This window comes from Streptomyces sp. CA-288835, assembly GCF_050936385.1.
GTDB lineage: Bacteria > Actinomycetota > Actinomycetes > Streptomycetales > Streptomycetaceae > Streptomyces.
In genome coordinates this window covers 792,000-817,561 of the sequence record NZ_JBNJMW010000001.1, presented here as the reverse complement: position 1 = coordinate 817,561, position 25,562 = coordinate 792,000, and the positions used below count along the sequence as shown (strand labels likewise).

Sequence of the window (25,562 nt, the reverse complement as noted above, 5' to 3'; positions counted from 1 at the left end):
CTTTTCGCGTCTCCGAAGGACCGCGACGCGTTGGGGAGTCGCTTCTCCCTCAGAACCCATTTTGAACCGGCCCTCCGGGCCCTCCGAAGCAGTGCCGCTCCGCTGACCTGATCGGCTGCAGCGTCATGGGTTTTCTCGTTACTCCACAGCGCGGCCGATGAGTTTGTGGCTCCCGGCGGGTCCAAGCTCGTGACACCTAGGAAAGGACACCGCCATGTCGGAGCTTCTCGTCGACTTCATCACTTCCCTCGACGGCTACGCATCGGGAGAGGGATGGCCCGGGTTCTGGGGCCTCGAGGGCCCGGAGTACCTCGCATGGCTCGGCGAGCAGCCCGAGGTCACCTACCTGATGGGGGCGAACACCTACCGTCTGATGTCGGGCTTCGCCGCAGGCGAGGTCCCGAAGGGCCAAGACGAGTTCAGGCCCGAGGAAGAGGCGTCCGTCGACGAGCTCACGCAAGCGTCCAAGGTGGTGTTCTCCTCCTCACTCGAGGAGCCACTGACGTGGGCCAACTCCACGCTCGTCCGTGACGACGCCGTCGAGGCGGTCCGCGCCATGAAGTCGAGTGGCTCGGGGCTCCTCAGCACGATCGGCAGCCTCAGCCTGTGCCGGTCCTTGCTACGAGCCGGACTCGTCGACCGCTTCCGGGTCGTGATGTTCCCGGTGATCACCGGGGCCACGGGCGAAGAACGCATCTACGACGGCTATCCGGACGTTGCCCTTGAGATGATCGAGCACCGCACCTTCGACGGCCGCATCCAGCTGGTCGAGTACAAGCCCCGCGTGCTCGAGCACCCGCCGCTCGGCGTCCCTGCGTGACGTTGCCCCGTCCGCCGGTCTGGACGGCTGCCAGGCCGGCGTCGGCGGGCGCGGAGCAAGACCTAATAGGGGGCGAACGGCCAACGTCAGGACGCCCGGTCCAGGTCGTGGTGCGGTTGAGGGAGACAGGGTTCCTCTCGCACTCGGAGGTGATCGCGGCCTCAGCCGACACGGTCACGTCTGTCCTCAGGTGTTACTCCGTTTCGAAGATCCACCGTTGACCGTACAGACCCCACCGGGGCGGGCGTCTGCGGCCCTTGACAGCCCCAATCCTCATGGGTGCGGAAACGTTCCTCGTGAGGGTGTTGGACCGTCAACTCCTGCTCAGCGGACTGAATCCGCTGCTTGCGAGTTTGACGCCAGGTTGGTCTGTGTCGGCTGATGCTGCTCTGATCTGCACGTATGCGCCCGGAAACGCGCCCCGCAGCCGCCCCGGGGACTCCACCGCCGCGGCGGTCGCCGCGGCCGCCCACGACACGCTGCTGTGGCTCTTCCCGGGGCAGGCCGAGTCGCTGAACGCCCGGTACGACGAGGCGCTGGCCGCGATCCCCGACGGCCGCGCCGAGGACGGCGGGGTGGCCGTCGGCAGGGCCGCCGCCGCGGCGATGACCGAGAGCCGCCGTGACGACGGCTTCGACCCCACCGCGCCGTGGACCGTCGGCACCGAGCCGGGCGAATACCGGCTCACCCCGCCCGGCTACGTCAACGTCGGCGCCTGGGTGCCGAACCTGAAGCCGTTCGTCGTCCCCGACGCCGGCGCCTACCGGGTCAAGCCCCCGCCGGCCCTGACCGGCGCCGCCTGGGCCCGCGACCTGAACGAGGTCAAGAGCCTCGGCGCGGCCACCAGCACCGTCCGCACCGAGGACCAGACCGAGGCGGCGATCTGGTGGGACGACCCCCGGATGGTCGAATGGTCGATCACCCGGCAACTCGCCGGCGAGCACCGCCTCAGCAGCCTCCGGACGGCCCGGCTGCTCGCCATGGTGTACGTGGCCTCCGCCGACACTCTGATCGCCTGCTACAAGGCCAAGGCGCACTGGAACTTCTGGCGCCCAGTGACGGCCATTCCGCTCGCCGGCACCGACGGCAACGCGGCCACCGATCCCGACCCGGACTGGACGCCGCTGCGGGTCACCGCTCCGTCGCCGGAGTACCCGTCGGGCCACGCTTGCTTCACCACGGCGGTCATGACGGTCCTGGGGTCGTTCTTCGGCCGTGACGACCTCACGTTCGCGGCGTACAGCCCCGCCTCCGGCACGACCCGCCACTACGACAGCCTTCAGGCGGCGACAGCCGAACTCCTGGAGGCGCGTATCTGGGCCGGCGTGCATTACCGCTTCGCCTCCGAGCACGGGCACCGGCTCGGGCTGGCGGTCACCCGCGACGTCCTGAACCGCGCCTTCCAGCGGCGCTGACGCGGCCGTCCAACCGAGTACGGCACGGGCGGTCCGCAATTGAGGCGGCAGGGCCCGCTATACCCGGGTGAGTTCGAGCACGGTTGCCATGTCACTGAAGGGGAGCAGTTTGTCGCCGATGATCTGATGGGGCTCGCTGCCCTTGCCGGCGATCAGGACGATGTCGTCCGGGCCCGCGGCGGAGAGAGCGAAGGCGACGGCCTGACGGCGGTCGGTGAACCGTTCGAACGGTGTGCCGGTCGCCGCGATGCCGGGGGCGATCTGGTCCAGGATGGCCTGAGGGTCTTCGTTGCGGGGGTTGTCCGAGGTGAGGACGCACAGGTCGGAGTGGGTTCCGGCGATCCTGCCCATGTCCGTCCGCTTGGTGGTGTCCCGGTCCCCGCCGCAGCCGAAGACGGTGATGACCTGGCCGCGTGCGAAGTCGCGGATGGTGGTGAGGACCTTGTCCAGGGAGTCCGGTGAGTGGGCGTAGTCCACGATCACCGACGTGCCGCGCGGCGTCTGGAAGCGCTCGAACCGACCCGGGATCGCAGGCATCCGGTCTAGGGCGGCGACCAGCCTGCCCAGATCGTGGCCCAGAAGGTGGCAGGCCGCCACGGTGGCCAGCGCGTTGGCCACCGAGAAGCGGCCCGGGATGGGGATCGCCGCCGGATACTTGCGGCCGTCGTGGTGCAGGATGAAACGCGTGCCGGAGGCGTCCACGGAGAGGTCGGTGGCCCGGTAGTCCGCCTCGGCGTCCAGGGCGTACGTGGTCACCGTGCCCGGCATCATCGCCTGGATCCTGGCGCCCACCGGGTCGTCGGCGTTGACCACAGCGCGCCTGCACAAGCCCTGGAACAGACGCAGCTTGGCGTCCCGGTAGTTCGCCATCGTTCCGTGATCGTCCAGGTGATCCTGCGTCAGGTTGGTGAACACGCCGACGTCGATGAACGTACGGTCGACCCGGTGTGTCAGCAGCGCCATGGACGTGGCTTCCAGTACCGCGCTGCCGACTCCGCGGTCGCGCATGCACCCCAGCAGGTACTGCAGGTCCGGCGACTCCGGCGTGGTCAGCACCGACCTCGGCATCGGGATCAGCTCGTCGCCGATCCGGCTGCCGGAGGTCCCGATGACCCCCACCTTCGCGCCCTCGGAAATCCGCAGGACCGACTCGACCATGTACGACACCGACGTCTTGCCGTTGGTACCGGTGATCGCCACCATGTCCATCTGCCGCCCCGGCTCACCGAAATAGCGGGAGGCGACGACTGCGGCCGCTGTCCGGGTGTCCGGCACCCGTACGACGCACACCTCCGGTGCCGACGCCCACACCGACGCCGCAGGTGTCGGCGTCGCGGCGTCGACGAGTACCGCCGCCGCGCCGCATGCGAGGGCAGGTGCCACCGAGTCGGGGCCGCCTTCACGGTGGCTGGGCACGGCGATGAACAGCGAACCCGGCGTCACCCGGTCGGCGTCGAAGGTGGTTCCCGCGGTGATCCACGCCCTCGCCGGGTCGCCCTGCAGAACGTGGTGCTCCTGCCCGGCCAGCAACTCGCTCAGCTTCACAATGATCCCTTCGAAGGTGGCTCGGAGCCGTCGTCGGGCCGTCGCCAGGCGGCAGCCCGGCGGTGTGCCGGAAGCTGCGGTGGTGCCGTTGAGCGGGTGCGCAGGTGTCGCGGACACGTCCGATCAGAACCGGATGCGGCGGCTCAGGTCGGCAGCAGCAGTCCTGCTGCGTTGCCGGCTGTGTGTTTACAAGAACAGCGAGCCGGGGCGAGGCTAGGGCCCCGCCCCGGTGAGGGCGCGGAGAATCGCTAGCCGTGGCCGTGCAGCGCGATACGGCCGCTCTCGGGCGCCTCATTGTCAGCTGCGGTCGCCGGGCCTACGGCAGCCGGGCACAGCCGACAGGCAGCCTGCTGCAGGCTGTCCCTCACGGCACGTGTGCGACTCATGTGCCGAGTGTACGTCCGCCCGAGCGGCCCGAACGCCACGCTCGGCGCGCCACCGAGCGCGCACGAGGCGGGTACCTCCTCGTCCGGCGCCCTTGGTGGCCCCGGCAGTGGTGCAACGGGCGGTATACAGCTTTGACTGCGCCGTACGGCGCAGTGTGGTTGTTCAGGTCTTCGACGTAGTGCCGAGCGCATTCTGGGGGGAGTGCGCTCCGAGCTGGCGGCGGTGGGTGTCTCGGCAGCCGCACCTGCGGTAGACGCGGCCGCGGTCGGCGGTGGTGCGCATGAGGATCGCCTCCCGGAGGCGCAGGAAGGGCCGACACTCCCAGTCTCGTGCGACCACATGCGACCACCATCCGCCCGCGCTTGCCGCGACCAATACGTTTCCCTTGGTTGCCAAGGGCGGCCTGGGGAACAGCCCGTAGCGGTGACGCGCCGCGACCCGGTGGTGGCCGGGCCGCGGCGAGGACATGACCGACGGGATCAGGTGCCGGTGAGGGAGATGGCCACGTCCGTGATGTTCAGGGGGAACTTGGCCTTGGCGGCGTCGGTGGCCACGAGGGTGGCTTGGCCGGTGACGACGTTGATGGTGTAGAGGGAAGGCGTGCCGGCTCCGTAGGGGGTGAGGGTGGCGAAGGCGGTGTTGTCGACCGTTTTGCCGCCCGACAGGGTGCTGAATATGTCCATGCCGGCGTTGATCCCGGCATCGATGCCGAGGTTGCCGGTCGGGGCGAGCGTGCCGTTGTTGGCCGGGGACTGGATGACGACCTGGTCGGTGGTCGTGTTGATGTCGAGCAGCGTGGTCGCGGTGGTCCCGTCGAGGTCGTTGTTCGTGTAGGCAGCGGCGGAGACGCCCTTGGTCGTGCCCTCGATCGGCGGGGTGGTGAGGTTCAGGTCCTGGATGGTTGTGTGGTCGTTGAGGTTGTGCCGCAGGTTCTGGCCGTTGTCGCTGATCACGCGCAGCCGGTCGGCCGCCGGGTTGAAGTCGACGCCGAAGTTCGTGCCGTTCAGCGCGTACTGGAGCTGGGACACCTTGGTGACCACGACGTCCTGGGTGCCCGTCGGGATCTTGATCGTGTAGATGCCGCCCTTGTTGCCCACGCCGTACATCAGGCCGTTCTGCACCCGGAAGTCGATGCCGATCAGGCCCGTGTCGCCGCTGAGGCCGGTGACGGCCCTGACCCAGTTGAGTACGTCCGGTCGGTCGGTCGTGAACGTGGCCATCAGGGTGCCGTCACCGGTGATCCCGAAGGCGCGCAGGCTGGGTGTGGCGGCGGGGGCGGCCGAGCCGGTGCCCGGCGTGCCGAGCATGAGCGCCGTCGACGTGACCATGACCGCGACCGCCGCCATGATTCTCTTTCTCGTTCCTGATTTCATCGGAGTTTCCCTCCCGTTTGGGCGAGCGCCATTGTTGGCGCGCGGCTGAGAATTCCCGTACTCCCGCCCGTACCGATTTCCGGAGCCATGCCGGAGCCGCGCCAGAATGAGCCGCGGTGTTCCCCCGACGGGCGTGTACGCGGTTCTCATTAAGGTCGCTTCACGCTTCCTCCACAAGCGGAAGTGGTGACGGGAACGCCCCGATCCGGGAATTTTGCGCACTGTGACAAAAGCCAGGTCGACAGGGTTGGCGCCGATTTGTGCGGAGTGATGAACGCCGTCCGGATCTCGTCTGTCGGCCGGTTCGCCCGGAATGACATGCTCGCGTCCATGGGGAGCCTCTTCGCCGAACTGGCCCGGCAGGCGTCGACCAACGCCCGCCGCGAGGTCGAGACGTACAAGCGTGAGATCCCGGAGTTCGGGTTCCTGGACAAGGACTCCCGGGCCCGGGCCGAGACGCTGGAACACGCGATGTGGTTCCGGCGCCGTACCGTCGAACTGTCGCCGGACAACAGCGAGTTGAGCGGCGACGACCTCGGCTACATCGCGTCGATGGGGGAGCTGCGGGCCGGGGCCGGAATGTCGCTCGACGCGCGGCAGCGGGTGCTGCGCGTGCACACCGCGCTCATGCTGCGCGAGATCAACGAGGCGACCGAGGCACAGCGCGGCGGCGGAGTCGACGAACTCATGCGCATGATGGCCTGGTTCGCCCCGCAGGGCGAGCGCGGCATCGGCGCCTACCGCCAGGGATTCGTCCGTGTACTGCGCCGCCGAATGCCGTATGCCGAGCAGGTCGCCCTGCTGGCCCGGTCATTGCTGAACGGAGATTCGATATCGACGGAAATCGCCGCGGCCGTCGACATGGAACTGCCCGATTACTTCGCGGTGACGGTGTTCCGGCTGCCGGACCTGCCCGCCGTCGATCGTTTCCTGGAAAACGAGATCGAGACGCTGGTGAAGAGCCACCAGGTGCCGGTCATGTGGGGTCCGGACAACGGAGACGGTAGCGGTGAGCTGATCGCCCTGGTCCCTCTGATTTCTGGTGCCGCGGAAGCGGAAAACGTATCGCCGCACACCGTTCCCGACCTCTTGCCCGATCTCACCCCCGACCACTTGCAGGATCTCGTACGGGACTTCGCCCGCGCCCTCGGCCGGTCCTGTGCCGTCGGTACGGCCACCGCCCCGCTGTCCGGGCTGGCCGACGCCCTGGCCAGGGCCCGGCGGATCAGCCGGGCGGCCCCGCTGCGCCGGGCGTCCGCCCGGCTCCGGCCGCACACCCTGGCCGACGTGTTCGTCGAACTCGCCGTCGTGGACGTGCCGTTCGTCGACGCATGGCTGCGCGACGTGGCCCGACGACTGGACTCCGGCCCGGACCTGCTCGTCACCCTCGACGCGTACTACCGCCACGACATGCACCGCGGCGCCACCGCGACCGCCCTCAACGTCCACACCCGCACCCTCGACTACCGCCTCCGCCGCGTACGGGAACTCACCGGCATCGACCCCGGCTCGACGCGGGGCGTGCGCACGCTCAGCGCGGTGGTCACCCGGCGCCTGTCGGGAGCGTGGCGCTGAACGCATCGGGCGCGCCGGACCGGGGTGGCCGCCGTGCCGTCCGTGCCGCCGATACGGCAGGCTGGGGTGGTGAGCAACTCCAGTGACTTCCTCGTCAAGTCCGGCCACCTGCATCACCGGAGTGCGACGAACCGGTCACCGACCTCGCGCCGCTGCGTCAGCGGGGCGTTGTTCCGCTCGATGATGATCCGCAAGATGTTCATCGAGGTAGCGCGTCTCGGCGTCGTTGTGCTGGCGATCCTGCAAGATGACTGGCAGAACGGCTCGCCTTCCAGACGATGGACCATCAGATCGCGGGCTACACAGGCGTGTTGAGCCGGATCATCCGGCAGGTCGGCGTAAAGCCGGCCGAGGCCACTGGGGTCGGAGAAAGCGCTCTGCGCGGCATAAAAGGCGGCGGCGTCCCGTGCGAGGCGAGCGGATGGCACGGCTGGACCCCAGAAGGCATCGGCCACACATTCGATTCCTGGGCCGGTGCACCTCACCGTGCCAAAATCTCCCCGGAATTGTCCAGATGCCTTGTGCTGACGATTGAGGCCGGGGCACGCCGCCCACACCAGGCGACTCAACTCGCATTTCCGCACTACGCGATAGGTGACTTCACTCCGGCAACCCGGGCCTGGGGAGTACGCCCACAAGATTCCCGCCACCACAGCGGACCACCATCCGGACACCTGCCTCGCGGGCTCGCGTCCGGATGGTCGCCGCGCGTCACCCTCAGGGAGCGATCGGCAGCCGACGTTCGTGATCGGTGATGCGAGTTGTCGCTGGCCGAGGCGGTACGTCGGCATGGGGTGTCCTCGGCGACGGTGGGCAACGGGCGGGACCGGTTCGTCGACGCCGGCAAGGCCGGGATGGACCGCTCGCTGCCCGGCCCCGATGGTGGGCAGTCGTGGACCGAGCGGCGGCTGCGCTACGAGTGCGAGCAGCTCAAGCTCGCTCTCGCGGAGGCGACGGTGCAGCTGCGGATCTGGCAGAAGGGCTCGGAGTTCGTCGACGTTGTCCATTCGCCGTCATCGGGGTCCTGAGAGCGGCACATGGCGTGTCGGTCTTGAGGTTCGGAGCACTCGCAGGAATCCCCGAACGAACCTGCTGGCAGCGACTAGCCCGCCACAGGAAATCCCTCGTCAGGCCCGCGTCACGGCGAACGCCGCAGCATGCCCCGGTGCCGGGTGCCCTGGTCGGTGGGCAGGGCCAGGATCTTTTCCGCCGGGGCGATGAATTGTCTGCGCGCATCAGCGAAGGCACTGTCCGCCTGGGCGTTCTGCACGAGGCGGTCGTCCAGATCCAGTCGCATGCGCCAGACGCCCGCCTGCCGGGCCGCTGCCGCATGGACGGCGTCGGCCAGTTCGCCCATGGGAGCGGGGCCGGTGATGGCGACGTTCGTCGCCGCCCGGCGCAGCGCGCCCAGTGCAGCGTCGGTCGACTGCCACAGCTCCCAGTGGGCGTCCTCGCTGCGCCATTCGAGAGCCATGCGGGCCTCGATGGCGGCGTTGATGCTGTGCCGGAACGCCTCACACTGGTCGAGCGCGGTCGCGAAGGCGGCGCGTCGCTCGTCGCGCAGGCGGTGCCGGACCTGGAAGGCCTCCTGGTCCCGGGCCTGCCGGCGTGAGGCCCTGGCCTGGAGAAGCGGTCCGGTCAGCCCGGCAGCCAAGGTCCCTCCGATGCCCAGGGCGGTCGCCCAGATGATCGCGTCGGCTTGGTCCATGCCGCACATCATGCCGCCGCCGCACCCGTCAATGGCCGAACTCGACCGATTGCTATCGGACTTGGACCGCCACTGCCTCGGCGACGCATGCCATGCCGCGGGAAATGGCGAGCCGACCGTCACGGGAAGAACCTGGTGACCCCCCTGTGGACGTCAACACAACGGAGCGCCACGGCACCGGGTGTGGCGCTTGACACAAGCAAGACCGGGTGTGGCTCCCCGTACAAGGAAGGCGGCCGAGTGTGACCGTCACGAACATCCTGCTGTCATCGCACGGCTCCAAGCGCGGTCCAACACCTCTGCAGCGGAGAGGAGCCTCCTGAACGGCAACGGACGGTGGTGAATGAGACGAGGACTGAGACCACACACCGTGCCAGTCGTCGCTGGTCAGGCGTCCGGTCCCTTGGCCATCATCTCGACGAGGATGCGATCGGTTGATGCTCAGCCCCACGGCTCCGCTGGAACTGTTGCCTCTTCATGCCGCTCCGCTCGACAGCGAGCGCACCGTGACATTGAGTGATGCCTTTGACCACATCACGTATGCGCCCACAGCTCGTCTCGTGTCCGCCATTCAGAGGTCCCAACGACACGCTGCGGGGGTCGAAGTGATGGTGGTCGCGCACGGTGGCGGCCACCTTCCCGACATCGCCTCGATCGGCGGTCCGCGCCACGAAGCCGTGCTGATCACCGACCTTCACGGCAGCGCGGAAATGCTTCGGCAAGAGGAAGCGACCCCGGCCCGAGCCTTGCACGCGATGTCCAGAGCGCGAATCGTCCACGTGCCATCACATGGCCTTCCACACTCGAATCGTTGGGCCACCGGGCTTGCGCTGCACGGCAGTTCACTGGGAGAGGCCACACTGACGGCAAGCAGGATCCTCGCCGAGGGCGACTTCTCCACCGTCGACCTGGTCGTCCTGAACGCTTGCCGAACAGGCCGTGCACGAAGGCACTGGACGAACTGTGCAGACCCTGCGCAGCCTCGAGTCCGCGTTCCTGGCTCGCGGAGCAAGAGCCATCATCTCCACACTGTGGGAGATCACAGATCTGCAAGGTGTCGTCTTCTCCGCCGTGCTCCACGCCCACCTCGGCTCCGGCATGGCCCCCAACGCCGCCTACGCCGACACGATCCGATATCTGCGTGCGCATCGGTGGCGAGTGCCCTCTCAGCAAGGGCCGGTGATCTCCGCCGAATCGGCCATCAGCTCGGTGCTTCCGGACTGGCGCGGCTACCTGGATCAACAGGTCGCCGGGAACCCGCTGTTCTGGGCCGCTTTCAAGATCACCGGTGCTGTGTGAACGACCTTCCTAGCTCAGGTCACGTCGGCGCTCAGCCAGGCACCTTTCCCACAACTCGTACGCGCGGTGCGCCTCGCGAAGTGACTCAGCGGTGAACCGCTTGTCGACGAAACCGGTCGCGGCCACTCGTTCCACCATGGTCACTAGGTGCGAGGCCGCGCGAGTGATCCGATCCGTGTGCACGAGTCTCAACTGGGGCCTCAGCTGCTCCTCGCGGCCGGCAACCGCGAAGAGGTCCGTATAGTCGTCGGGTTCGGCGTAGGCGGACGGGAGCCTGGGGAGGGCGTCGGCAGTGAGGGGGACGACGGCGGCGGGCGTGAACGCGTCCCGGTCCTCCCTGCCCAGTACGCGGTTCAGCAGCCGACGGGTTTCATCGGTGCTTCGCACCCGTGCAGCGACGGTCGCCAACTCTTTCAGCTCGGCGGGGACGTCCGCCACGGACTCCGCGGAGAGATGCGTACGTAGGCGGTCCGCGATCTCCCCTCCATCCTCCGAGGCCTTGTCGATCACGTCGTCACAAGCGTCGAGTTCGGCGAACGCTCGCTCAGCCGTCCGCACCGAGGCCCGAACCATCTCGGCCGGGTCACCCTCGAAGCCGCCCACCGCATGCACGAGCTCCGACACCGACATGCCCAGTGCCGCGGGCAGAGCCTCCGCCTGCGGCTTCCCCGCCGCCGTCGTTCCGCTTCTCACCGTTCCCCCTCATGACCATTCCCTGTCGGAACAGATCATGAGTGCAGCATGCTTCGGAGGGCAATCCGGGCTTCGACCGGTGGCCGGAAAACGCTCCTACAGCTGTGATACCGGCGCGTACCGACCGCGGAATGCCCGAATGTCATGAGAGGAAGTGGACTTGGCGCTGTCCGGACAAAAGTCCGGCCTCCACAGCTGTGCCCGAGGTCGGCTTGCCGGGACATCCGGCTGCTCCCAGAGGGCGCCTGGGACCATGCCACGACGTAAGTTCCTGCCACTGACCTGAGCGACTGGGGAGAAGGATGACCGAGGAGTACCCGGAGTTCCTGCTGCGCCTGCCACGCGGCGGACCCATGGCGCGCGGGCGGTTGCTCACGGAGAAGGGAACCAACGGCAGCCAGAAAATGGTGGTCCTGGCCGGTTCGCCGGCCCGCTCCGACGTCGTACCCTCCTTCCCCGTGCGGATGCCGTCCTCCCACCGACTGCGGGAACAACTGAGGGAAGAAGGCACGATCAAGGAGACGACGACCTGGCCCGGGTGGTTGGAGGTCGTCCGTGACGTCGAGTGCAACTCACCGTCGGCCGCGGCGGAAATCCTCCTCGGCCGCAGTGCCAACGGCTGGCTGGAGTGGAAGACCGCCGACGGTCGGCCGCTCGCCGACTTCCTGGAACAGGCTTCGGCTGGCCCCAGCCGCGCATGGCTGGTCCGCGACCCCGACATCACCAGCATCAGCCCGGGCGACCAGATATGGCGTTCCAGGGACCGCGTGACGCTCGCCGCGGACCGGCTGAGGCCGGGGGTGAGCCCGGGCATCAGCAAGGAGCGGTTGCGCGTCATCGTGGAAGAGGACTACGAGTCGGCGGTCGCCTACAGCCAGAAGGCACGGTTCGTGGACGAATTCCACGCCTTCCTCTCCCGGATGAGACTGGGAGACACTGTCTGCGTGTTCTCCGGTGGTGAGTTGTACGTCGGTGAGATCACGGGGAACGCCGAGCAGATCGCCTCGGAGGACGGGCGGAGCGTTCTGCGACGCCCGGTGGAGTGGGCGAGCGAGGGTTACCCGTATGACGAGCTCGCAGAGGAGCTCCAGCAGAAGCTGAACACCGGACACGACCTGGTCGATCTGACGGCGGTCAAGGGCATCATCGACGGGCTGTGGTCCTCCGACGCGGAATTGGAGAAGGTGGCTGAGGAGTCCACCGACACATCCGGCATCGCGATTCAGGCCATCGTCGCGCGCCGTGAACTGGAGTTCCCTCAGCCCGACGAAGCGCTGCGCAAGAAGCTCAACGTCCATCACCTTGAATGGCTGAGCGAGGTACGTGACCTGCTCTGGGACGAACGCCAGCTGATCTTCTACGGGCCGCCCGGAACGGGAAAGACCTACCTCGCGCAGGAGCTCGCCGAATTCCTGGGCGGCGGCCCCGAGCAGGTCAAGCTGGTCCAGTTCCATCCCAGTTACGCGTACGAGGACTTCTTCGAGGGGTTCCGGCCCCGGGAGGACCCGGACACACACGAGGTCGCGTTCCGGCTGACCCCCGGCCCGCTGCGGGAACTGGCCGACCTCGCCGGTCGGGAGGGCAATCGGCACATCCCTTACTTTCTGATCATCGACGAGATCAACCGCGCCAATCTGGCCAAGGTCTTCGGCGAGTTGTACTTCCTGCTGGAGTACCGCAAGAAGTCGGTTCGGTTGACCTATTCTTCGGGCGAGGACTTCGCCCTGCCCCGGAACCTGTTCATCATCGGCACGATGAACACCGCCGATCGTTCCATCGCACTGGTGGACGCGGCTATGCGACGGCGGTTCGCCTTCGTGGAACTTTCCCCGGGAACCGAGCCGACCAGCGGACTGCTGAGGCGCTGGCTGGAGGACGAGGAGAAGGACACCGAGCCGGCCGATCTGCTGGACGCCCTCAACGCCCGCATCGACGAAGCCGACTTCCGGATCGGACCGTCGTACCTGATGAAGCCCGGCGTCTACCGGGAGGGCGGACTGGAACGCACCTGGCGGACGAAGATCCTGCCTCTGCTGGAAGAACACCACTACGGGGAAGGCGTGGACATCGAGAAGCGGTACGGGCTGGCGGCGCTGCGGACCTCCGTGGCCGCGCGCAGAGGACCGGAAATGGATGACACTGGGGAAGGCCCTGGCAGGCCGTGACCGAGGTTCACCTTGTTGAACACGCCCCGGCGAAAGCTGTGCCCCTCCCGGACGCGGCAGGGCGAGCTCTGGCAGCGTCGAAGATCGTGGACGCCGTTCCCGATCCGTACGAGCCGGGGCTGTGGCGGCTACGGGCGGGAAGCAAAGTGGGGGCCGTGGCACTCGACGTCCCGGGAGGCGAGACCACCAGACTACGGATCACCCCCAAGGTGCCCATCGAGCGCCTGTTCTTCCTTCTCGGCTACAGCCTCTACCCACATGGCTGGCGGGAGGGAGCGGTTGATGTCGCCAGACACGACGAACTGCTGCCCGCTTTCGCCCACGCAGTGGAGCGGCAGACGGACCGAGCGCTACGGCAGGGTCTTCTGCAGGGCTATCGGCCTGCCGAAGCCACGGCGTTCGTCGTACGAGGCCGGATCCGCGAAGCCGAGCAGATCCGACGCCGATTCGGATCCCCGATGCCTGTTGAGGTCGCGTACGACGAGTTCACCACGGACATCGCCGAGAACCGCATACTGCGGGCGGCGGTGGAGCGACTGCTGCGCCTGCCTGATGTTCCCCGAGTCGTACGCACGCGCCTCATGCACCAGCGGGCCAGGCTCGCGGACGTCACGCCACTGGGGAGAGGGCAGGCGGTTCCCAGCTGGCAGCCGAACCGCCTCAACGCTCGGTATCACAACGCCCTCCCACTGGCAGGCCTCGTACTGGACGGGGCGTCGGTTGAGCATCTGCCGGGCGGTCTGCAGATGAATGGCTTCCTCTTCGACATGAACAGGGTTTTCGAGGATTTCGTCTGCGTCGCACTCCGTGAGGCCCTGACCCCGTACGGCGGGCACGGCACGCTTCAGGACGGGAACGTCCACCTGGATGAGGGCGGCGCCATCCGAATGCGACCGGACCTCGTCTGGTACGGAGAATCCGGAGTTCCGCTGGCCGTGGCCGACGCGAAATACAAGGCGGGCAGACCGCAAGGGTATCCCGATGCCGATCTCTACCAGATGCTGGCGTATTGCACCTCCCTCGGGCTGAACAACGGGCACCTTGTGTACGCGAAGGGCAATGCACCACACGCTGGCCACGTGGTGCGCCGTTCCGGGATCGTGCTGCACCAGCACGCTCTTGATCTCGGCCAGGCCCCGGCGGTACTTCTCAGAGCGGTGAGTGCTTTGGCCGAGCGCATGGTGCGACTGTGACCGCAATGATCCAGGAGGTGTCAGGTACGCAACCGTGTGCCGAGTCCAGGTGGTACAGCTCCGTCGGAGGATCCGTCTTCTTACTCGGTCGACAGAACAGGACCTCACTGTGGCGCTTGTCTGATGAGATGTCAGTCCAGGTGACCGGGACCGCTCCTTCGCCCAGTGCAGTGAGGACCGCTGTCGCCTCGCGTGATGTGATCAGACGGCCATGACTTTGGAGCGGTACGAGCTCCTCGACTGTGTCGCGTGGCTGTTCCTGCGCTCGGGGACAACGTCTCCGAGGACAGGGACGGTGAGTGGCTACGGCGACTCGGTGAACGGCATCGATGAAGACGCCATGGGAGCGGCACTCGGAGTCGATCCCATGGCGTTGGGCGTCTGGTTCAGTCCGTTCCATCGAGGGAGGTGCGTCCACCCGTCTGGGCGGACGAGCCCGACGGGGCAGCAGGCTGGCGTCAGGCTTGTTGCCTCGCCGACCGGCCCTCAAAGCCGTAGCAAGCGCATCGCCAGGACGGTGCCGTCCTCGTGCACCGAGACGGGACCGCCCCACTTCGGGTCCCAGGTCCGGTCGGACCACGATCCGCGGAGTGAATGGACGGCGCTGCGGTACTGCTCGACCTTTCCCGGGGTCCGCCGTCCGTCGTCGTCCCTCGGCGAGAGCAGTTGGAAGAGATCGGCCGCGACGCCGGAGAATGCCTCGACACGCTTGTTGTTGAGCCGGAACACGTGATCTGTGCCGACGAAGGGGATGCCGAGCAGCTCGTACTCCGCGTCCTGGACACTGCCGGCGGCCGCGTGCGCGAAGCCGGTCGTGAAGCGCTGGCTTCCTTGGCGCGTGGTCAGGTACTGGGCGGTGGTGTCGCCGTCACCGGCGAAGGCCGTCACTCCGGCTGTCGCGGTCCGCGCCAGGACGTGCTGGAACCACGCCTCGTACTGCGGTCCGACGTAGAAGCCAGGTTCGGGAGAGGGGACTTCGTCTCCTTCGGCGGGAGGCAGGATCCCCGGCATGATGTTCTCGTTCTCGGCGACGCCGTCCAGGTTCCGCAGGGGGTGCTTCGAGGTGCCGTGCAGTACGCCGCCGGTTCCGCGGGCGTGGAGGGCATGGACCGTGACGGGCCCTTCCATCGGCAACTCCGTGCCGAAGACGATAGAGCTGCTGGACACGGAGAGCGATCGCGGGGAGCTCGTTTCGGTCGATGCCGATCTCCCGCATCCTGGTCGGCAGGAAGATCATCCCACCGGCCAGCCAACGTGACAGTGCCCGCCTCCGCGGTGGTGTTGTTCCAGTGCCGGTGGCAGGCGGTGGCGCGGTGTTGGTGGCGGCGGCGCCAGGCGGACCAGTGCAGGACGTGGTCGAGGTCGCGGCGGGGTGTCGGGATGACGGTGGCGCGGAGGACGGCCAGGAGTTCGCGCGGGCTGGCCGGGACAAGGTCGATGCCTGCGGGGCGGGTGGTGCGGGCGCGGATGACGGTCAGGATCGCGGCGGCCAAGAGGCTGATCAGGCTCCAGGGGCTGCGGTTGCAGCCCCGGCGTAGTGGGGGAGTCGCAGAGAGTCTCGGATCCGCCCCGCTCAGACCTGTGCGGGGAGAGAGCCTCGAACGCAATCGTGATGTGGCGACAAGCGGGTAACTGTCGTTGCCGGCGGCGAAGCGGTCCCGGTCGGGCGTGGTCGGGGGCATCACCCTGTCTGGTGACCGCTGTTGTCGGTGTAGGCCTCTTCCTGGAACAGCCCGAGGCTCTTGATCATGGGGAAGTCGTTGAAGGAGAAGAGGAAGGCGTCCTCGGCCGGGTCGTCGTTGGCGTGCTCGTGCCAGGCCCAGGAGGGCACGCAGAAGATGTCGTTCTTCTTCCAGTCGAACCGTCGCCCGCCGATGACGGAGTGGCCGCGGCCCTTGGCGACCTGGTAGATCACCGAGCCGGTGTGCCGGTGGGCCTTCGTTGCCTCGGCGGGTCGCAGCAACTGCATGTGCGCGCCCATGGTCGGCATAATGGAGCCGCCGGTGGCCGGGTTGACGTACTCCATGATGACGCCGTCGTACGGTGAGCCGTCGCTGACCTTGGCGAGGTCGGTAACGGCTTCGTGGGTCTGCTCCCAGGGGTAGGCGAGGAGCGGTGAGTAGGCCTTGCTCCAGCGGCGCCCGTCGGGCTTGAGGATTCCGCCACCGTGTTCGAGCAGCGAGGTATTGGTGACGCGGCCGGGCACCTGGCGCAGGTCCGGGTGAACCTCGTAGAAGTTCGCGTCGAGGGCGTTGACCAGCGGGATGTCCAAACCGTCCTGCCAGATCACCGGGTTCTCGTCGGACTCGTTGCCGTGTTCGTGCCAGGTGCCGTTGGGTGTGATGGCGAAGTCGCCCGGACCGACCTTGAGTCGGTCGCCCTCGACGATGGTCCAGGCTCCTTCGCCCTCTATCACGAACCGCAGTGCGGAGGCCGCGTGCCGGTGGGCGGTCATCGACTCGCCCGGGTTCATGATCTGCAGCCCGGTGTAGAGAAGGCCTACGGCGGCGCTCAGTTCCTTGCGGCCCTCGTTCACCAGCACCACCACGCGGCGGCCGGCGTCCTCGCCGCGCACCAGGTCGGCCGACTCCAGCACGTGGGGACGAAGTTGTTCGTAGCTCCAGTGCATGGGTACGGACTTTGGCTGCGGATACCAGGGCTCTATCTCGTTCGCCACAGTCCAGAGGGCGCCGGCGCCGAGCTTCTCCAGCCGACCGTAATAGGCCTCAAGCTCCGGTGAGTCGCCGACGTTTGCCCGGCCGATCACATCTTCCTGCTTAGCCATCTCTTGAGTCTCCTTCACGGCCAGTGCCAGGGCCTGCGGGGAGGGTGCGGTCCCCGTCGTCACTGGGTGCCTGTGGGGTGGTCGATCTCGTTACCGAGAACGCTAGTCTGATATTTGATCAAATGCTAGAGTCCGCTTGTGTCGGATGGTCCAGACGCCCATTGAGAGGCCCCTATGCCTGACTTTCCGCAGTTTCGAGCCGCAGCCGTACAGGCCGCCCCTGTCTTCCTCGATACCGCGGCCACGATCGAGAAGGCATGCGATCTGATCGCGGAGGCCGCCCGTGGGGGAGCCTCTCTGGTGGCCTTTCCTGAGGTATTCGTCCCTGGATACCCCTACTGGAACTGGACGATGTCACCGGTTCAGGGAAGCCAGTGGTTCGAGCGGCTCTACCGTGCCTCCATCGACGTCCCCGGGCCGGAGGTCGATGAGCTGCGGGCCGCCGCCCGTGTCGCCGGCTGTCACGTCGTCATAGGCGTCAACGAGCGCGACCCTCGCTCGATCGGCACTCTCTACAATTCCGTGCTGTTCATCGGGGATGATGGTGGGCTGCTTGGAGTCCACCGCAAGCTGGTGCCTACCTGGGCCGAGAAGCTCACCTGGGCAGGCGGCGACGGCAGCTCGCTGCGTGTCTACGACACCTCCGTCGGACGGCTGGGTGGCCTGGCCTGCGGCGAGAACACCAACACCCTGGCCCGCTTCAGTCTCCTTGCACAGGGCGAGACCGTGCACGTGGCGAACTACATCGCGCTGCCCGTCGCCCCCGCCGACTACGACATGGTCGAGGCCATCAAGGTCCGGGCCGCCGCCCACTCGTTCGAGGGCAAGATCTTCTCGGTCGTCGCATGCTCCGCGATCACCCCCGAGATCGTTGACGCCGTCGCTCATGACGGCGAGTCACGCGCGCTGCTGGAGCGCCCGCACTCCGCCTTCAGCGGCATCTTCGGGCCGGACGGCCGCCTGCTCACCGAACCGCTCATCGATGACGAGGGCATCGTCTACGCCGACATCGACATCGCCAAGTGCATCCAGCCCAAGCAGATGCACGACATCACCGGCCACTACAACCGCTTCGACATCTTCCAGTTGCACGTCAACCAGGAGCCGCAGCAGAGGCTCGTCGTGCACGAGTCCGGCGACCCCACGCCCGTGCTGGCCGACCTGTAACCCGCCCGCCCCACCACCACGGAGCCTCCATGCGCTTCCTCAGTTTCAGCACCGCCACCGACGGCGACCGTCGCCTCGGCCTCTCCCTGCCGGATGGCACCGTCCTCGACCTGGCCGCCGCACTCGAGGGCACCATCGCGGTGCCCGCCACCCTCGCCGAGTACATCGCTGCGGGCCCCGCCTTCCATGAGCAGGTCCGCGAAGCCGTCGCTGCGACCGCTTCCTGGCCGGACGACGTCATCCGACAGCATGATCAGGTCGTGCTGCACGCCCCGTTGCGTCCCGGCAAAATCATCGGTGTCGGCCTCAATTACTTCGAACACGTCGAGGAGTCCAGCCGCTCCCTGGACACCGGCAAGGACTTGCCGACCCGACCGGTGCTCTTCAGTAAGCCCGGCACCGCTGTCATTGGCGCCGGCGAGCCGATCCTGCACAACAGCCGCCTCACTGCCCAGCTCGACTGGGAGTGCGAACTCGCTGTCGTCATCGGGGCGTCGGCGCTTTCCGTAGCGGAGAGCGACGCCTTCAGCCACGTCTTCGGCTACACCATCCTCAACGACATCAGCGCCCGCGACCAGCGCCGCTCGGGCCAGTGGTTCTACTCCAAGGGCCAGGACAGCTACGCCCCGCTCGGCCCCGTCGTCGTCACCGCCGACGAGATCCCCGACCCGCACGACCTGCAACTCTCCCTGACAGTCAACGGTGAGCAGATGCAGAACGGCAACAGCCGCCACATGCTCTTCCGCATCCCGCAGCTCATCGCCGACATCACCTCCGGGGTGACCCTGGAGCCCGGCGACATCATCGCCACCGGCTCGCCCCAGGGTGTCGGCGCGGCCATGGACCCACCGCAGTTCCTCGTCCCTGGCGACATCATCGAGGCCACCATCGAGTCCATCGGCGCCCTCTCCAATCCTGTGAAGGCGGTCTGACATGACTCGGCGCGCTTATCGCATCGGGCAAATCGTGCCCAGTTCGAACATCACCATGGAGACCGAGGTGCCCGCGATGCTGCGGGCCCGGGAGGAAATCGAGCCTGAGCGGTTCACCTTCCACTCGTCCCGCATGCGGATGAAGGAGGTCACCAAGGAGCAACTGGAGGCCATGGACGACGAGTCGGACCGCTGTGCCGTAGAGCTCTCCGATGCCGCGGTCGACGTCCTCGGCTATGCCTGTCTTGTCGCGATCATGTCTCGTGGGGCCGGCTACCACCGCGTTTCCGAGCAGCGTCTGCTCAAGCGGGCGGTGGACAACGGTGCCGGCGCGCCCGTCGTCACCAGCGCCGGCGCGTTGATCGACGGCCTGGAAGCGCTGGGCGTCCAGCGTGTCGCCTTGATCGCGCCATACATGAAGCCGCTCACCGAGCAAGTCGTCGCCTACATTGCGGGCGAGGGCTACGAGGTCACGGACCACATCGCTCTGGAGATCCCCAACAATCTGGAGGTCGGTGCCCGGGACCCCATGGCGCTCGACAAGATCGTGGACCGACTGGACCACAGCCGTGCCGACGCGGTCATTCTCTCCGCGTGTGTGCAGATGCCGTCCCTGGCCGCCATCCAGAAGGTCCAGGACAGGATCGGCAAGCCGGTACTGTCGGCGGCGGTCGCCACGACCTATCAGATCCTCAAGAAGCTCGAACTCAAGCCCGTCGTTCCGGGCGCTGGCGAACTGCTCAGCGGGAGGTATTGATGAGTGCTGCCGGAATTCGCAGGCCGCAGCGAACGACGACGACGGAACAGGCGTACCAGTCGATTCTCGCTGCGATCCTCGACGGGACCATTCCGGCCGACGCACCGCTGCGTCTCCAGGATCTCTCCCAGAGCCTGGGCATGAGCATGATGCCCATCCGGGAAGCGATCCGGCAGCTGGAAGCCATTGGTGTCGTCGAGATCGAACCACATCGCGGCGCCCGGGTGCGCGCGGTGTCGGCGGACGACCTCGAAGACACTTACCTCACCAGGATCACGCTGGAGGGAATCCTGGTCCGCCGCGCCGCCGCCCGGTTCGACACCGCCGCGGAGGAGGAGGCGCGCAAGGCGCTCGACGATCAGCAGAAGGCACTCGAGACGGGCGACGCCGCAGCGGCCCGCGAAGCCCATGAGCGATTCCACCACGGCATCTACCGTGCCGCCGGATCGATGTGGCTGTTCCGCTCGATAGCGCCGACCTGGCACAACAGCGAGCGCTACCGCGCCTCCAGCACAGCCGATGCGCAGATCGTCCTCAGCCGCCGCAAGGAACACGAACAGATCCTCCAGGCATGCGTGGACGGCCAACCGGAGAAGGCGCAGGAGGCCCTGCAGCAGCACCTGCTCGCCACGGTCGCCGCCCTGGACCCGGAAGTCGCCCAGAGGCTGGCCCGCGCGGTGGGTGCCGACTCCTAGGGAGCAGATCACCGGAGTCGCCGGCCTCGCCACCGCGGCCTGAGTACAGCGCGCAACCGGGCTCCACCACACCACGACACACCATCAGACACCTACCCACCCAACAACGTGACAGCGCCCTACTTCGTCCTCGGCCGCGTCCGGGAACTCGGGGTGGAGAAGGCCGGCGCGGCACCGCTGGTCTTCTCCCGGGGGCGGCTCGCCCCGTTGCCCCCACACCGGGACCACGACGATTCAACCGACTACACATGGCCCGACTGGCTCTGAGAGATCTGAGAGAAGAGAGACGCACCATGCGCAATCAAGGGCTCGGCTCGTGGCCCGCGCGGCGCGCCCGCATGGCACCCGAGGCCACCGCCGTCGTGCACGACGGTGGATCCCTGTCCTACGGAGAGCTGGCCGCGCGCGTGACGCGGCTCGCTCACGCCCTGCGTGCCCTGGGGGTCGGACACGGCGACCGGGTAGCCTACCTCGGCGCGAACCATCCGGCCCTGGCGGAAACCCTGTTCGCCACGAGCGCGCTGGGCGCCGTCTTCGTCCCGCTCAACACCCGCCTCGCGGCACCCGAATTGGCCTTCATCCTGGGCGACTCGGGAGCGTCGGTGCTGGTGTTCGGGGCCGAACTCACCGACGTCGTCGACGCATTCAGGGACGACGCCGAGGTGAAGCACTACGTCGAGGTGGGGAAGGCGTACGAGGAGCTACTGGCGAGCGCGCCGGACGACCCCCTGGACGAGACGGTCGGCCTGGAGGAAGTGTGCATGATCCAGTACACCTCCGGCACCAGCGGCCGTCCCAAGGGCGTCATGCTCACCCACGCCAACATCGCCTGGAACTGCTTCAACATCCTGCTGGACGTGGACATCACCACCGACGACGTCGCTCTGGTGGTGGCACCGATGTTCCACACCGCCGCCCTCAACACCGTCTTCCTGCCGGGCTTCCTCAAAGGAGGGACGTCGGTGCTGATGCGCGGCTTCGACCCGGAACGGGTGCTCGACGTCATCGCAGAGCACCGGGTGACGAGGATGTTCGGCGTGCCCGCGATGTACCAGGCCATCGCCCGGTCGCCGCGGTGGGCGACGGCCGACCTGTCGTCGATCCGGATCCTGATGTGCGCGGCGGCACCCGTACCCAAGGCCCTCATCCACACGTACCAGGACCGTGGCCTGACCTTCCTCCAGGCGTACGGCCTGACCGAGACCGCTCCCGCCGCGCTGGGCCTGCGCGAGCGGGACAGCATCCGCAAGGCCGGCTCGGCCGGCACGCCCTGCTTCTTTACCGACGTACGCGTGGTGCGGCCCGACCTCACCGATGTCGCACCGGGCGAGGTCGGCGAGGTGATCATCGAGGGCCTCAACGTGATGAAGGGCTACTGGCAGTGGCCCGAAGCGACCAAGGACGCCTTCGTCGAAGGAAGTTGGTTCCGCTCCGGGGATGCGGCCACCGTCGACGAGGAGGGGTACGTCACGATCGTCGACCGGATCAAGGACATGTACATCTCCGGCGGAGAGAACGTCTACCCGGCCGAGGTCGAGCAACTCCTCTACCAGCATCCCGCGGTCGCCGAATGCGCGGTGATCGGCGTACCCGACGAACGATGGGGCGAAGTGGGCAGAGCGCTGGTTGTGCCCCGCGCGGGCTCCGACGTGTCGCCCGACGACATCATGGACTCCCTGTCTGGCCGACTCGCCAAGTACAAGCTCCCGAAGTCGGTCGTCCTCGTCGACACCCTGCCCCGCAACGCCACCGGCAAGATCCTCAAGGCCCGCCTGCGCAGCCAGTACGGCTCCATACCAGACCGCGGCGCCGAGGAGGCATGACGCCAGGCTCCGCGCGTGGGACGCGGGCCCAGCCCCGGCCCGCCGTACGGGATCTTCTCGATGTGTGTGCCCACCGGTTCCAGGCCGTGCCGCTTCGCGTAGTTGACGATGCGCCGCCACTCCGCGACCTCCTCGTCATCGGGATCAGTAATCCGGACGCGCCCTTCGGCCGAGCCGCTTGATCGGCTCCTGCGCCTTCGCCCGCCGGGCCCGCGCGACGGGCCGCTCGCTGGAGGGCGTCCGAGGCATGGCAGGCACCACCGACTCACTGGCGCCGGCGTACGCAGGGCCGTCGTCGATCATCAGGAGCCCACGATCCCGCAAGGCATCGGCCGAGCGCCAGTCACTCGCCGTCCGGGTTCGAGGGGCCTTCACCGGCAACATGGCCAGGTCACCGGGCAGCCTGGCCCCCTTCCGGGACACCTGACCGGCTGCATGGCTCAAGTCATCGGAAACAAAGAACCTCGCTGAACTCGGTGAGATCTCCCACGAGGTCAGCGTCCTGCTGCACCATCAGCCAGACGAACGCGACGGCCTCAACGCCGACGGTTCGCAACGCCATTGGGTGCGCGCCGGAACAACCTGACCTCATGCCTGAGGCGCCGGCCCAGTCGGCGCCTCAGGCATACATGCCTCGGCCCGAAGGAGTATGCGATGGGATCTCGGATCCACATAAACGACAACTGCCTTGGCATCGGCGCATGCGAGGCGGTCGCACCACACCTCTTTGCTGTCCGCGACGGAACCGCGGAGCTACTCATCAATGATCCGGCTGCGATCGATATCGAACTGGCCCGGGATGCCATCGACGCGTGTCCCATGCTTGCCATCGAGGCCATCGAGGCCATCGAGGCCATCGAGGCCATCGAGGCCATCGAGACCGACGAGTGAGCTTCTTCGAGGTTCCTCACCAGTGTGAGGCAACTCCGAAGAAGCTCCCTGGTATGGGAGGGAATGTCCCCACGGGGTGCGGGTAGCGGGACATCGTTGTGTGCTGCACCAACGGCCAAGAGGAGCACCCCCACGGATGCGGGGAGCAGAGCAGCATTGGCGGCGACCATCAGGCGCACCGACCTGACACAGGCCTCACGGCGGACGACGAGTGGCCACAGTTCGGAGACTGCCTCGGCAGCGGCCGGATTGGCGGGCGACCTTCAGCGAGCCCGACGCTGGACTCACCGAAGTGCAGCATCGCCGGGTGGTCGGTATCGGCTCCGTCGGTGACACCCAGGATGTGGGGTGGCAGGCGCAGTTGGTCACAGACGCGACGTCGGTAAGGCTGCGTTTCCCGAGTTCGAGGGCGGAGACGTACGTCTTGTCGTAGCCGAGGAACTCGCCAAGTTCGGTCCGGTTGAGGCCGTGCACGCGACGATAGAAGCACGGGCAAGGGCAGTCTCGTCGACGTCAGCGAGCAACCGTCAGGCCGTCGGTGTCAAGGCGATCGGACCGAACACCCCTGCCTGGCCCCCTGGCACGCCCAGGTCCGCGATGGCCTCACCGCCGTCGGCGAGCATCACCGCCAGGTCGGTGGCGATCCGGCCGGCCCGACGAAACTCGCGTGCCGCGGCGGCTCGTGGTCGGCCGGGACGTCCCGGTATCCGACGCGGTTGGCTCCGGGCGGCAGGAAAAAGATCTCCGGCTGCGCGGGAAACGACCTCGGCGCAAGCCCGGAGCGCCGCAGGTCGACGAGTCCGTCGGCGCCTCCTGCCCCGGGCGGGCCGCCGAGTCGTGGACCGTTCCGGACGCGGCCCGGCGCGGCCTCTCGGTGATGCCGTACGCGACGTTCGTCATGTCGTTCCCGCAATATTTCCTGGGTGCCTCGGGGCCGGCCCCGAGGCCCGTGTGACCGGCCCCTGACGTCGGTTTTCTCAGCTCTCCGGGCGGATCAGCCGCTCGTCCGGGATCACCGCGACGCCGAGGATCTCGATCATCGCCTCCGGCTGCCAGAGGGCGGTCGTGCCGATGCCTGCCATCGCCGGGTAGACCGGGCCCGCGAGTTCGCGCCAGACCTTCCCGATCTCCTTGCCGTGGACCTGGTAGTCGGGGACGTCGGTGAGGAAGAGCGTGATGCTCACCAGGTCCTCGGGGATCCCGCCGGCGGCGCGCAGCGTGGTGAGGACGTTGTCGAAAGCCTGCCGGAACTGCTCGACGATGCCGCCGGGGACGATCCGCATGTCCTTGTCGAGCGCGGTCTGTCCGCCCAGATGGAGCGTGTTGCCGCTCAGCGTGCCGTGCGAGTAGCCACTCGGCACGGGGAGCGAGGGCGGGTTCACCGGGATCGGAGTCATGTGCGCGTACCTCCTGGGACGGATGGGTGCGGTCAGCGTAACTCATCTATTGACTGTTTTCGACGATCGTGAAAATCTCGCTATAAAGCTGCTCCGAAGCCCCAGGGAGAACTCCGATGAAGCTCGCCACCGTGGCCCACGGCGGCCGTCGTACAGCCGCCGTCCTCGACGGCGACCGCTGGCGGGCCCTGCCGGCCGACGACCTCTCCGCGCTGCTGGCCACCACGGCGCCCGACCGCGTCGCGGGCCTCGCCGGGGCCGGGCTGCCCGGCGCCGTACCGGTGCTGCCACTGCCGTCCCCGCGCAAGGTGGTGTGCTGTGGCCTCAACTACGCCGACCACATCACCGAGATGGGCCGTGAGCTGCCGGCCCACCCCACGCTCTTCGCCAAGTACGCCGACACGCTGACCGGCCCCGAGGACGACCTGGTCCTCCCCAAGGGCCTCGACGTGGACTGGGAGGCGGAGCTCGCGGTCGTCGTCGGCGCCGAACTCACCGGCGCGGACCGGGACCTGGCCGCACGCTCCATCGCGGGCTACACCGTCGCCAACGACGTCAGCGTGCGGGACTGGCAGCGGCGCACCCTGCAGTGGTTCCAGGGCAAGGCATGGGACCGGACCACCCCGCTCGGCCCGCTGGTCGTCACCCCCGACGAACTCGACCCGGTCGCGGGCGTCGAGGTGATCTGCCGCGTCAACGGAGCCGAACGCCAGCACGGCAACACCCGCACCCTCGTGTTCGACGCGGCCGATCTGCTCGCCTACGTCTCCGCCTTCACCACCCTGCGCCCCGGCGACGTCGTACTGACCGGCACCCCCGGCGGCGTGGGGATGGGCATGACTCCGCCGGTCTTTCTCGCCGACGGCGACCTTCTGGAGACCGAGATCCCCGGCATCGGCACCCTCCGCAACCGCCTCCGCCTCACCGACCCCAGGAGCTGAC

26 protein-coding genes and 1 pseudogene are annotated in these 25,562 nt (G+C 67.7%); 18 read left to right on the top strand and 9 right to left on the bottom strand.

The window, feature by feature from the left end:
* Positions 1 to 214 precede the first annotated feature (214 nt).
* Positions 215 to 820: a dihydrofolate reductase family protein gene (locus ACQEVY_RS03795; RefSeq protein WP_432944776.1), complete on the top strand. Its 606-nt coding sequence runs from the start codon at positions 215 to 217 to the stop codon at positions 818 to 820.
* A 371-nt stretch (positions 821 to 1,191) separates the two neighbouring features.
* Positions 1,192 to 2,235 carry a vanadium-dependent haloperoxidase gene (locus tag ACQEVY_RS03790; RefSeq protein ID WP_432944774.1) on the top strand — a complete coding sequence of 348 codons (1,044 nt, stop codon included), beginning with the start codon at positions 1,192 to 1,194 and terminating at the stop codon, positions 2,233 to 2,235.
* 57 nt (positions 2,236 to 2,292) lie between these two features.
* On the opposite strand, the gene ACQEVY_RS03785 is transcribed toward ACQEVY_RS03790, so the two are convergent.
* The 3 genes from ACQEVY_RS03785 to ACQEVY_RS03775 all read right to left on the bottom strand — a co-directional run bounded on the left by ACQEVY_RS03785 (position 2,293) and on the right by ACQEVY_RS03775 (position 5,513).
* Positions 2,293 to 3,780 carry a UDP-N-acetylmuramoyl-L-alanyl-D-glutamate--2,6-diaminopimelate ligase gene (locus tag ACQEVY_RS03785; protein WP_432955049.1) on the bottom strand — a complete coding sequence of 496 codons (1,488 nt, stop codon included), beginning with the start codon at positions 3,778 to 3,780 and terminating at the stop codon, positions 2,293 to 2,295.
* Positions 3,781 to 4,028: 248 nt separating this feature from the next.
* Positions 4,029 to 4,166 carry a hypothetical protein gene (locus tag ACQEVY_RS03780; RefSeq protein WP_432944772.1) on the bottom strand — a complete coding sequence of 46 codons (138 nt, stop codon included), beginning with the start codon at positions 4,164 to 4,166 and terminating at the stop codon, positions 4,029 to 4,031.
* Positions 4,167 to 4,646: 480 nt separating this feature from the next.
* Positions 4,647 to 5,513, bottom strand: a complete 867-nt coding sequence (locus tag ACQEVY_RS03775) for a DUF4394 domain-containing protein (protein WP_432944770.1) — start codon at positions 5,511 to 5,513, stop codon at positions 4,647 to 4,649.
* A gap of 357 nt (positions 5,514 to 5,870) precedes the next feature.
* On the opposite strand from ACQEVY_RS03775, the gene ACQEVY_RS03770 reads away from it, so the two are divergent.
* Positions 5,871 to 7,115, top strand: coding sequence for a PucR family transcriptional regulator (locus ACQEVY_RS03770; protein ID WP_432944768.1), 1,245 nt, complete (start codon positions 5,871 to 5,873; stop codon positions 7,113 to 7,115).
* 113 nt (positions 7,116 to 7,228) lie between these two features.
* Here ACQEVY_RS03770 and ACQEVY_RS03765 read toward each other — a convergent pair whose 3' ends face one another.
* The gene (locus ACQEVY_RS03765; protein ID WP_432944766.1) at positions 7,229 to 7,570 is read right to left on the bottom strand and encodes a hypothetical protein; all 342 of its coding nucleotides are present in this window, start codon (positions 7,568 to 7,570) and stop codon (positions 7,229 to 7,231) included.
* A gap of 306 nt (positions 7,571 to 7,876) precedes the next feature.
* On the opposite strand from ACQEVY_RS03765, the gene ACQEVY_RS03760 reads away from it, so the two are divergent.
* Positions 7,877 to 8,143, top strand: coding sequence for a hypothetical protein (locus tag ACQEVY_RS03760; RefSeq protein ID WP_432944764.1), 267 nt, complete (start codon positions 7,877 to 7,879; stop codon positions 8,141 to 8,143).
* 110 nt (positions 8,144 to 8,253) lie between these two features.
* On the opposite strand, the gene ACQEVY_RS03755 is transcribed toward ACQEVY_RS03760, so the two are convergent.
* Positions 8,254 to 8,823, bottom strand: coding sequence for a hypothetical protein (locus ACQEVY_RS03755; RefSeq protein ID WP_432944762.1), 570 nt, complete (start codon positions 8,821 to 8,823; stop codon positions 8,254 to 8,256).
* A 383-nt stretch (positions 8,824 to 9,206) separates the two neighbouring features.
* On the opposite strand from ACQEVY_RS03755, the pseudogene ACQEVY_RS03750 reads away from it, so the two are divergent.
* Positions 9,207 to 9,764 (top strand): annotated as a pseudogene (locus ACQEVY_RS03750) (CHAT domain-containing protein); the annotation flags it as partial.
* Between the two features lie 22 nt (positions 9,765 to 9,786).
* Positions 9,787 to 10,122 carry a CHAT domain-containing protein gene (locus ACQEVY_RS03745; protein WP_432944760.1) on the top strand — a complete coding sequence of 112 codons (336 nt, stop codon included), beginning with the start codon at positions 9,787 to 9,789 and terminating at the stop codon, positions 10,120 to 10,122.
* 9 nt (positions 10,123 to 10,131) lie between these two features.
* Here the strand turns inward: ACQEVY_RS03745 and ACQEVY_RS03740 are convergent, their stop codons facing one another.
* Positions 10,132 to 10,815: a hypothetical protein gene (locus tag ACQEVY_RS03740; protein ID WP_432944758.1), complete on the bottom strand. Its 684-nt coding sequence runs from the start codon at positions 10,813 to 10,815 to the stop codon at positions 10,132 to 10,134.
* Between the two features lie 302 nt (positions 10,816 to 11,117).
* Here ACQEVY_RS03740 and ACQEVY_RS03735 point away from each other — a divergent pair, with 302 nt between their 5' ends.
* On the top strand, positions 11,118 to 12,980 hold the full coding sequence (locus ACQEVY_RS03735; RefSeq protein ID WP_432944756.1) for a DUF4357 domain-containing protein: 1,863 nt from the start codon (positions 11,118 to 11,120) through the stop codon (positions 12,978 to 12,980).
* Positions 12,977 to 14,173 (top strand): McrC family protein, encoded by a 1,197-nt coding sequence (locus ACQEVY_RS03730; protein ID WP_432944754.1) that lies wholly within the window; start codon positions 12,977 to 12,979, stop codon positions 14,171 to 14,173. The genes ACQEVY_RS03735 and ACQEVY_RS03730 overlap by 4 nt, the downstream gene beginning before the upstream one ends.
* Before the next feature lie 486 nt (positions 14,174 to 14,659).
* Here ACQEVY_RS03730 and ACQEVY_RS03725 read toward each other — a convergent pair whose 3' ends face one another.
* On the bottom strand, positions 14,660 to 15,340 hold the full coding sequence (locus ACQEVY_RS03725) for a hypothetical protein (protein ID WP_432944752.1): 681 nt from the start codon (positions 15,338 to 15,340) through the stop codon (positions 14,660 to 14,662).
* Positions 15,341 to 15,854: 514 nt separating this feature from the next.
* Positions 15,855 to 16,958, bottom strand: a complete 1,104-nt coding sequence (locus ACQEVY_RS03720) for a cupin domain-containing protein (RefSeq protein WP_432944750.1) — start codon at positions 16,956 to 16,958, stop codon at positions 15,855 to 15,857.
* Between the two features lie 174 nt (positions 16,959 to 17,132).
* On the opposite strand from ACQEVY_RS03720, the gene ACQEVY_RS03715 reads away from it, so the two are divergent.
* The 9 genes from ACQEVY_RS03715 (at position 17,133) to ACQEVY_RS03675 (ending at position 24,178) form a co-directional block, all read left to right on the top strand.
* Entirely contained in the window at positions 17,133 to 18,125 is a 993-nt protein-coding gene (locus tag ACQEVY_RS03715) for a carbon-nitrogen hydrolase family protein (protein ID WP_432944748.1), read from the top strand.
* 29 nt (positions 18,126 to 18,154) lie between these two features.
* Positions 18,155 to 19,057 (top strand): fumarylacetoacetate hydrolase family protein, encoded by a 903-nt coding sequence (locus tag ACQEVY_RS03710; RefSeq protein WP_432944746.1) that lies wholly within the window; start codon positions 18,155 to 18,157, stop codon positions 19,055 to 19,057.
* A 34-nt stretch (positions 19,058 to 19,091) separates the two neighbouring features.
* Entirely contained in the window at positions 19,092 to 19,814 is a 723-nt protein-coding gene (locus ACQEVY_RS03705; protein WP_432944744.1) for a maleate cis-trans isomerase family protein, read from the top strand.
* A complete protein-coding gene (locus ACQEVY_RS03700) occupies positions 19,814 to 20,509 on the top strand; it encodes a GntR family transcriptional regulator (RefSeq protein ID WP_432944742.1) in 696 nt (231 codons plus the stop codon). Before ACQEVY_RS03705 ends, ACQEVY_RS03700 begins: the two co-directional genes overlap by 1 nt.
* 108 nt (positions 20,510 to 20,617) lie before the next feature.
* Positions 20,618 to 20,776, top strand: coding sequence for a hypothetical protein (locus tag ACQEVY_RS03695; RefSeq protein WP_432944740.1), 159 nt, complete (start codon positions 20,618 to 20,620; stop codon positions 20,774 to 20,776).
* 26 nt (positions 20,777 to 20,802) lie between these two features.
* Positions 20,803 to 22,332: an acyl-CoA synthetase gene (locus ACQEVY_RS03690; RefSeq protein WP_432944738.1), complete on the top strand. Its 1,530-nt coding sequence runs from the start codon at positions 20,803 to 20,805 to the stop codon at positions 22,330 to 22,332.
* On the top strand, positions 22,329 to 22,514 hold the full coding sequence (locus ACQEVY_RS03685; RefSeq protein WP_432944736.1) for a hypothetical protein: 186 nt from the start codon (positions 22,329 to 22,331) through the stop codon (positions 22,512 to 22,514). Before ACQEVY_RS03690 ends, ACQEVY_RS03685 begins: the two co-directional genes overlap by 4 nt.
* Before the next feature lie 472 nt (positions 22,515 to 22,986).
* Positions 22,987 to 23,223: a ferredoxin gene (locus ACQEVY_RS03680; protein WP_432944734.1), complete on the top strand. Its 237-nt coding sequence runs from the start codon at positions 22,987 to 22,989 to the stop codon at positions 23,221 to 23,223.
* A 667-nt stretch (positions 23,224 to 23,890) separates the two neighbouring features.
* Positions 23,891 to 24,178: a hypothetical protein gene (locus tag ACQEVY_RS03675; protein WP_432944732.1), complete on the top strand. Its 288-nt coding sequence runs from the start codon at positions 23,891 to 23,893 to the stop codon at positions 24,176 to 24,178.
* Between the two features lie 22 nt (positions 24,179 to 24,200).
* On the opposite strand, the gene ACQEVY_RS03670 is transcribed toward ACQEVY_RS03675, so the two are convergent.
* Positions 24,201 to 24,620 carry a RidA family protein gene (locus ACQEVY_RS03670; protein ID WP_432944730.1) on the bottom strand — a complete coding sequence of 140 codons (420 nt, stop codon included), beginning with the start codon at positions 24,618 to 24,620 and terminating at the stop codon, positions 24,201 to 24,203.
* A 116-nt stretch (positions 24,621 to 24,736) separates the two neighbouring features.
* Here ACQEVY_RS03670 and ACQEVY_RS03665 point away from each other — a divergent pair, with 116 nt between their 5' ends.
* On the top strand, positions 24,737 to 25,561 hold the full coding sequence (locus ACQEVY_RS03665) for a fumarylacetoacetate hydrolase family protein (RefSeq protein WP_432944728.1): 825 nt from the start codon (positions 24,737 to 24,739) through the stop codon (positions 25,559 to 25,561).
* The last annotated feature ends 1 nt before the right edge of the window (position 25,562 follow it).

Bases quoted from the DNA above. Each gene is read 5' to 3' on its own strand.
- ACQEVY_RS03685 (WP_432944736.1), top strand. From the start codon at position 22,329: ATGACGCCAGGCTCCGCGCGTGGGACGCGGGCCCAGCCCCGGCCCGCC.
- ACQEVY_RS03780 (WP_432944772.1), bottom strand. From the start codon at position 4,166: ATGAGTCGCACACGTGCCGTGAGGGACAGCCTGCAGCAGGCTGCCTGT.
- ACQEVY_RS03720 (WP_432944750.1), bottom strand. From the start codon at position 16,958: ATGGCTAAGCAGGAAGATGTGATCGGCCGGGCAAACGTCGGCGACTCA.
- ACQEVY_RS03755 (WP_432944762.1), bottom strand. From the start codon at position 8,823: ATGGACCAAGCCGACGCGATCATCTGGGCGACCGCCCTGGGCATCGGA.
- ACQEVY_RS03690 (WP_432944738.1), top strand. From the start codon at position 20,803: ATGCGCAATCAAGGGCTCGGCTCGTGGCCCGCGCGGCGCGCCCGCATG.
- ACQEVY_RS03795 (WP_432944776.1), top strand. From the start codon at position 215: ATGTCGGAGCTTCTCGTCGACTTCATCACTTCCCTCGACGGCTACGCA.
- ACQEVY_RS03770 (WP_432944768.1), top strand. From the start codon at position 5,871: ATGGGGAGCCTCTTCGCCGAACTGGCCCGGCAGGCGTCGACCAACGCC.
- ACQEVY_RS03735 (WP_432944756.1), top strand. From the start codon at position 11,118: ATGACCGAGGAGTACCCGGAGTTCCTGCTGCGCCTGCCACGCGGCGGA.
- ACQEVY_RS03700 (WP_432944742.1), top strand. From the start codon at position 19,814: ATGAGTGCTGCCGGAATTCGCAGGCCGCAGCGAACGACGACGACGGAA.
- ACQEVY_RS03715 (WP_432944748.1), top strand. From the start codon at position 17,133: ATGCCTGACTTTCCGCAGTTTCGAGCCGCAGCCGTACAGGCCGCCCCT.
- ACQEVY_RS03710 (WP_432944746.1), top strand. From the start codon at position 18,155: ATGCGCTTCCTCAGTTTCAGCACCGCCACCGACGGCGACCGTCGCCTC.
- ACQEVY_RS03670 (WP_432944730.1), bottom strand. From the start codon at position 24,620: ATGACTCCGATCCCGGTGAACCCGCCCTCGCTCCCCGTGCCGAGTGGC.
- ACQEVY_RS03775 (WP_432944770.1), bottom strand. From the start codon at position 5,513: ATGGCGGCGGTCGCGGTCATGGTCACGTCGACGGCGCTCATGCTCGGC.
- ACQEVY_RS03680 (WP_432944734.1), top strand. From the start codon at position 22,987: ATGGGATCTCGGATCCACATAAACGACAACTGCCTTGGCATCGGCGCA.
- ACQEVY_RS03665 (WP_432944728.1), top strand. From the start codon at position 24,737: ATGAAGCTCGCCACCGTGGCCCACGGCGGCCGTCGTACAGCCGCCGTC.